The sequence below is a fragment of the Micromonospora sp. GCM10011542 genome (assembly GCF_042650685.1).
Classification (GTDB): Bacteria; Actinomycetota; Actinomycetes; order Mycobacteriales; family Micromonosporaceae; genus Micromonospora.
The window spans coordinates 1-5,948 of sequence record NZ_JBHSBO010000004.1 but is presented as its reverse complement, the minus strand read 5'-3'; the positions used below and the strand labels follow the sequence as shown (position 1 = coordinate 5,948).

6 protein-coding genes are annotated in these 5,948 nt (G+C 65.6%); all 6 read left to right on the top strand.

The genetic code is table 11. The features are described 5' to 3' along the window. Positions 1-39: 39 nt before the first annotated feature. The 6 genes from ACFOW4_RS01310 to ACFOW4_RS01285 all read left to right on the top strand — a co-directional run bounded on the left by ACFOW4_RS01310 (position 40) and on the right by ACFOW4_RS01285 (position 5,618). The gene (locus ACFOW4_RS01310; protein ID WP_377523687.1) at positions 40-861 is read left to right on the top strand and encodes an isocitrate lyase/phosphoenolpyruvate mutase family protein; all 822 of its coding nucleotides are present in this window, start codon (positions 40-42) and stop codon (positions 859-861) included. Between the two features lie 61 nt (positions 862-922). Beyond that, positions 923-1,570, top strand: a complete 648-nt coding sequence (locus ACFOW4_RS01305; protein WP_377523685.1) for a nitroreductase family protein — start codon at positions 923-925, stop codon at positions 1,568-1,570. Between the two features lie 45 nt (positions 1,571-1,615). Next, on the top strand, positions 1,616-1,996 hold the full coding sequence (locus ACFOW4_RS01300; RefSeq protein WP_377523684.1) for an MmcQ/YjbR family DNA-binding protein: 381 nt from the start codon (positions 1,616-1,618) through the stop codon (positions 1,994-1,996). A 44-nt stretch (positions 1,997-2,040) separates the two neighbouring features. Continuing rightward, on the top strand, positions 2,041-2,952 hold the full coding sequence (locus ACFOW4_RS01295) for an alcohol dehydrogenase catalytic domain-containing protein (protein WP_377523682.1): 912 nt from the start codon (positions 2,041-2,043) through the stop codon (positions 2,950-2,952). Positions 2,953-3,970: 1,018 nt separating this feature from the next. After that, entirely contained in the window at positions 3,971-5,191 is a 1,221-nt protein-coding gene (locus tag ACFOW4_RS01290) for an MFS transporter (RefSeq protein WP_377523681.1), read from the top strand. Positions 5,192-5,198: 7 nt separating this feature from the next. After that, positions 5,199-5,618 (top strand): GNAT family N-acetyltransferase, encoded by a 420-nt coding sequence (locus ACFOW4_RS01285; RefSeq protein WP_377523679.1) that lies wholly within the window; start codon positions 5,199-5,201, stop codon positions 5,616-5,618. Positions 5,619-5,948: the final 330 nt, after the last annotated feature.

Sequence of the window (5,948 nt, the reverse complement as noted above, 5' to 3'; positions counted from 1 at the left end):
CCCCCCCCCCCCCCCCCCCCCCCCCCGGAAAGGACCGACATGCCCGGTTCCGAGCTCTATGAAAAGTTCATGGCACTGCACACCCGAGAAGGGGGCCTCGTCATGCCGAACGCCTGGGATGGCGTGTCGGCATTGGTCCTGGCGGATGCCGGCTTCGAGGCCATCGGCACGTCGTCGGCGGCCCTGGCGGCCGCACTCGGACGCATCGACGGACGCCACAGCATCACCCGCGACGAGCATCTCGACCACGCACAGCTGCTCGGCCGGCTCACGGGGTTGCCCGTCAACGGTGACTTCGAGGACGGCTACGGCGTCACCGCCGAGGATGTCGCCGTGACTGTGGACAGTGCCGTCGCGCACGCGCTGGCCGGCATCGGGATCGAGGACACCACCGGGAATCCCGATGACCCGATCCGCGACTTCGACGACGCGGTAGGCCGGGTTCGCAGTGCGGTCGCCACGGCGAAGCGACGCATCGTCGTCACCGCTCGCACCGACAACTTCATCCAGGGTCGGCCTGACCTCGATGACACCATCCGACGGCTGACGGCCTTCGCCGAGGTCGGCGCCGACGTGCTCTACGCGCCGTTCCCGCCCGACCTCGAGTCCCTGGTCGCGATCGTCACCGCCGTCGCGCCGACACCCGTGAACGTTCTCATCTCACCGGCGGACCAAGTGCTGACCGTCTCTGAACTGCAGAAGGCCGGGGTCAAGCGCATCAGCCTGGGCCCTGCGCTCTACACGCACGCGATGGGTGCTCTCGAACAGGCGGCCGCGGCGCTCAAGGCCGGCGACATCGCCTCGGCCACGACAGGCATCAGCTTCGACCGGGTGGGCGAACTACTCGCCCGCAAACCCTAGCCGTATCCGACTTTCACCATCTACAACTCCTCAACTCATCACGCACAGAAAGCACGATGACATGGATCTCGACAAGCTCATGAGCAAGCACCTCAGCCGGTATTTCGACGGCAGCAAGACGATCCCGGACGAGACTCTTCAGCAGCTGCTGAGGTTCCTGCGCTCGGCTCCCACGTCGACGAACATCCAGCCGAATCACTTCTACGTCGTGTCCACTCAGGAGGGCAAGGAGCGGCTGGCGGCCAACCTCGGCGAGCGGTTCCAGGACAACGCCGAGAAGATCCTCAACGCCTCGCACACCATCATCCTCACCACTCGAGCCGATGTGCCCGAGCACCACCTCGAAGCGGTGTTCGCCAAGGAGCGGGCCGACGGCCGGTTCGCAGATGAGGCCAAGCAGGAGCGGTGGGAATCAATGACCCGTGACTTCGTGAGCCTGCGCAAATACAGCTACAAGGACACCTACCACTGGATGGAGAAGCAGACCTACATGGTGATGGGTCTGACGATGATGGCAGCCGCCGAGCTCGGCGTCGAGGCCATGCCGCTCGAAGGCTTCGACCCGATCAGCGTGGACAAGGCCTTCAACATCCGCGCGACCGGATACACCACCACCGTGCTGCTCGCGCTCGGCTACCCGGACGAGGCGAAGCAGTACAAGACTCCGGTGTCGCGGTTCGAGCCTGAGCGTCTGTTCACCTTCGCCTGAGCGGTCCGGCCCGGGCGAACCGATCGCTAGAGGAGTTGAACAGCTATGGACGGACAGGAACTCCAGAAGATCGCGAACGAGTACGCGACAGAGCTGCCGGACGTGACGTTCGAGCACCGCGTCGGCCCGAATTGGGAGCTGTACAAGGTGGGCGGCAAGGTCTTCATGCTCATGACCGACATGCCGGGACACCCCGTCGTTATCCTGAAGGCCGATCCGGACGAGGCCGTTGGGCTGCGCAAGCAGTACGCAGAGATCACGACCGGCTACCACATGGACAAGAAGCACTGGATCACGGCAGCAGGTGGGCCCAGTCTCGACGAGAACCTGGTGAAGGAACTCGTCACCGACTCCTACCGGCTTGTGGTTGACAAACTCCCGAAATCCAAGCGGCCCGTGGATCCGAGCACGAACCCGGCCGCCTGAAACCCGAAACACGCACGAACAGAATCAACTCAGAAGGAAGAACCATGATCGGACTCGGTGTTCGAGCCGCCAACGGCGCTCTGGAGATCCTCGACCTTCCGAACCCCCGCCAGCCTGACGCGGGTGAGCTCGTCCTGGAGGTGGTCGCGGCAGGGATCGGGCCGTGGGACGCCCTGCTTCACACGGGCGGATGGGACGTCGGCCTCGTTCCGCCCGCAGCTCTGGGCGTCGAAGCCGTCGGCCGCGTCACCGCGACCGGCCCGGACGAGACCGAATTCCGCACGGGAGACCTCGTGCTGGTGCACGAGGCGCCCCTGCCAGGCGGCAGCGGCACCTGGGCAGAGCGCGTCCTGGTCCATTCCGCGCACGTCGCACGACTGCCCGAGAACCTGGCTCCGGAGATTGCGGCGGCACTCCCGGTCGCCGGGCTCACCGCCCAGCAGGCCCTCGACGAGCTCCAGGTCGACGCCACCACCCGCCTGCTCGTCGTCGGAGCGTCCGGCCCCACCGCGTCACTGGCCGTGCAACTCGCCCACCTCCGGGGCGCCGACATCGTCGCCGGTGCCGGGCCGGCCCGCGCCGATCAACTCCGCGCCCTCGGCGCCAGCGCGGTCATCGACACCCACGCTGACGGTTGGGCGCAAAAGAGCGATCGCCGATTCGACGCCGTCCTCATCGCCGCGAAAGGCACCGCCGAGGACGCGATCGGACTGCTCACCGACGGAGGCCGCCTCACCTCCATCACCTCGGACGCACCCGATCCGATTCGCGGAATCACCACCTCGAACCTCTACGTGCAGCCCGACGGACGTGCACTCGGCGAACTCGCGGCACTCGCCGCCTCCGGCCAACTGAGATTTGACGTCCAGACGACGCCAATCAAGGACGGCGCCGCGATCGCGAACCAGGTCGCGGGCGGCCGCTCTGGTGGGGTCAAGCACGTCCTCGAGTTCTGACGTCCGCGGTAGAAGGACGTTGCAGATCGTCCGAAATGATGGTGCGCGTGCGTCATGTGGGACCAGCGCCTTCGTGACACACCGCCCTTCTCCCTGCCCCTGACCATCGACGGCGACCGCATCACCGGGGCTACACGTGCTGGCCGACCTGGAACGTGTCGACGGAATCATGCATGTAGTCCAGGTGCGGTCGCCCCTTCAGGGCCTTAGATCAAGGTAGGGATTTCTCGGTTTGGTCACGTGATGCCGAGAAGCGGCAGAGGTCTGCGGTGATTTCGGGCGTTGCGGCGCAGGGCTTTGGCGATGTTGGTTTGTCCGGCGTGGCGTAGCGGGCCGATCTTGCCGAGGCCCTGCCGTTGCACCTCGCCGCCGCAGCGGATACGCCACGCAGGGCTTGTCGCGGATCACTGAGTATCGATGTTTTTCATGTTGCCCTGACTTGAGTCCGCCCGAGTCGCGGGTGGCGATGACGATCGCCGTCCCTGATGCGTGAACGACGGCGGCATGCCCCAGCCTTAATGGACTCATTAGTCCATCTTTGGGTCTGTCATTGAGCGAGTTCAGCTGGGCGTCTTGGTCCGAACCGCCTCTCATCGCAGCTTAAACACCCGAGGTCATGGTTCACGAGGGCCGGGCGGTTCTGGCCAGCAGCGATCAACTGGACTATATGGTCCGGAGAGGCTAGCCTGCGGAGGTACCCGGTCGCGCGGTGATACGCCCGGCCACAGCTCCACTCGGACTGCGGCTCGGCTGCTGGATCCGCGTATCTGGACCGTCACCGCCGGGCACCCTGATCGCGGACGACGCGGAGCAGGAAGCTCTGTACGCGGACGTGTACCAGAAGCGTGAGGGCACCTGGGTCTGCGTCTCAGCCTGTGCGATGGCTCCGGGCGCCTGACGCCGGTCGAACGAAGGTCCTAGTCGCGAGACATCTTTGCACTCGGGTAGGGACCACACGAGAGCCACGGGATGGTTCAGGACAACAGAAAGGCGCAGCTCGATGCTCGACACGGCACCAGTGACCAACGTGGTCAGCCGGGGCAGAACACTCCGGCTGACCTTCATATCTGCGGTGGTCTCCCTGGTGGCCGCGTTTGCCGCTGTGGGCTCGACGATCCCGCTGTTCAACATCTATCGGGCCGAGGACGGGTTCACCAACGTCGGCATCTCGATGACCGTCGTCGCGTACTCCGCCGCCACTCTGACCACGCTGCTGGTGCTGGGGCGGCTGTCCAATCATCTGGGCCGACGGCCCACCTCGATCGCCAGCCTCGTCCTGCTCCTCTTGGGCTGTGTGCTGCTGTTGAACGTGCACGACATCGGCATCCTGATCACCGGCCGGCTCCTGATGGGCCTTGGTGCCGGCTTGGCCAGTAGCAGCCTCACCGCGTACATCGTCGACGCCGCACCCGCCAGGCCTGCGTGGCTGGCCCCTGTCGCCTCCAGCCAGACGGTCATGCTTGGCCTCGCCGTCGGCGCCATCGCCTCCGGCGCCCTGGTTCAGTTCGGGCCGTGGCCACGCGACCTCGTCTTCCTGGTTGTCATCGGCCTTCTCCTCCTGTCTGTCGGTCTCATTGCCGTCAGCGCGGAGACCGTGACTCGGATGCCGGGTGCTTGGCGATCGCTGCGACCCCGGGTCTACGTGCCGGCCCGGGTCAGGCATCTGCTCCCCGTCGCGGCGGCGGTGTTCCTGGCCACCTGGGCGGCCGGGGCCTTCTACCAAGCGTTCGTGCCTGCGCTGGTCGAGGATCAGCTCCACACCAGCAGCCCTCTCATCGTCGGATTGGTGTTCGCCGCCTACATGGGTCCCAGCGTTCTCGGCGCTCCCCTCGGCGGCCGGTTTACAACAACGGCAGCCCAACGTCTCGGCATGATCGCCTTCCTGGCCGGAATGATCGGCATCATCACAGCGATCGCCACCGGCACACTGGCGTTGTTCATCGCCGCAACGATCGTCGCCGGCGCCGCTCAAGGGATCGCCATCAGCGCCACCACTCGCGGTCTGCTGCACGGAAGCACACTGGCCGACCGGGCATCGATCTTCAGCGTGATCTACCTACTCTGCTATGGCGGCGCTTCGATCCCGGCCCTTATCGCCGGCCAACTTTCCCACACCTTCTCGCTGCCGCAGATCGCGCTCGGCTACGGTGCATTTGCCCTCATCGCCACCCTGTTCACCGCCATCGCCGCACGCAACGCGCACACCGACACGGCCGAGAACAGCCAGCACGGTGAGTGATCATGTGATGGACCCCACCGTCATCCAGACCTCACTCGACGCCGAGGCGGTCGCCCGTGAACAGAACAACGCGGCGATCATCGCCGCTTTGAACAAGTCAGGTCTTAGCGAGGTGGAGTCCAGCTGGGAGCTCGATGTCATCAACGACGCGGAGCACGGGCGATGGCTCGCCACCCTCGGTGCCGAAGCGATCGCCGAGCTCCCGTACCGGTTCGTGGGCGGCCGTGTCGTTCTGCTGATGACCTGGGTCGATCCCGCCTACCGCAACCATCGGGTAGCCACGGAACTCGTCTCTCGCGTCCTGGACGAGATCCGCGAGAGCGGGAAGAAAATCACGATCATCTGCCCGGTCGTGGGTGAGTTCATTGCCCGCAACCCGGAGTACACCGACCTCATCGATAAGGTCCATCCCGGCTCCGGCGCCTAGCGCTGCACGCGGCCGTGTCCCTGACGGGCGGCATGTCCGTGGAGGGCATCGAGCTGGCGCGGGCGGGAAGCTCGGTGGCGATCGTCACGCTGGTCTAGCCCAGGAAACGATTCGTCCCGCCGATGATCTCGGGGACGTGGCACCCCGCTCACCCAAGCTGGCCGTGCACGCGTTCGTCCTTCACCTCACGTGAGTACGACATGACGCCGAATGGACTATAAGGTCCCATTCGCCAGGGATTAGCTGGTGCGCTGGATACACTTGGCTGATGGGCGACGAGCAGGGGTCTGCGCCGACGAAGCAGCGGAGGATCAGTCAACGGGGGATCGC

What these genes read in the sequence shown, in the direction of transcription:
- ACFOW4_RS01310 (WP_377523687.1), top strand. Translation starts at nt 40, where the DNA reads ATGCCCGGTTCCGAGCTCTATGAAAAGTTCATGGCACTGCACACCCGA.
- ACFOW4_RS01305 (WP_377523685.1), top strand. Translation starts at nt 923, where the DNA reads ATGGATCTCGACAAGCTCATGAGCAAGCACCTCAGCCGGTATTTCGAC.
- ACFOW4_RS01295 (WP_377523682.1), top strand. Translation starts at nt 2,041, where the DNA reads ATGATCGGACTCGGTGTTCGAGCCGCCAACGGCGCTCTGGAGATCCTC.
- ACFOW4_RS01300 (WP_377523684.1), top strand. Translation starts at nt 1,616, where the DNA reads ATGGACGGACAGGAACTCCAGAAGATCGCGAACGAGTACGCGACAGAG.
- ACFOW4_RS01285 (WP_377523679.1), top strand. Translation starts at nt 5,199, where the DNA reads ATGGACCCCACCGTCATCCAGACCTCACTCGACGCCGAGGCGGTCGCC.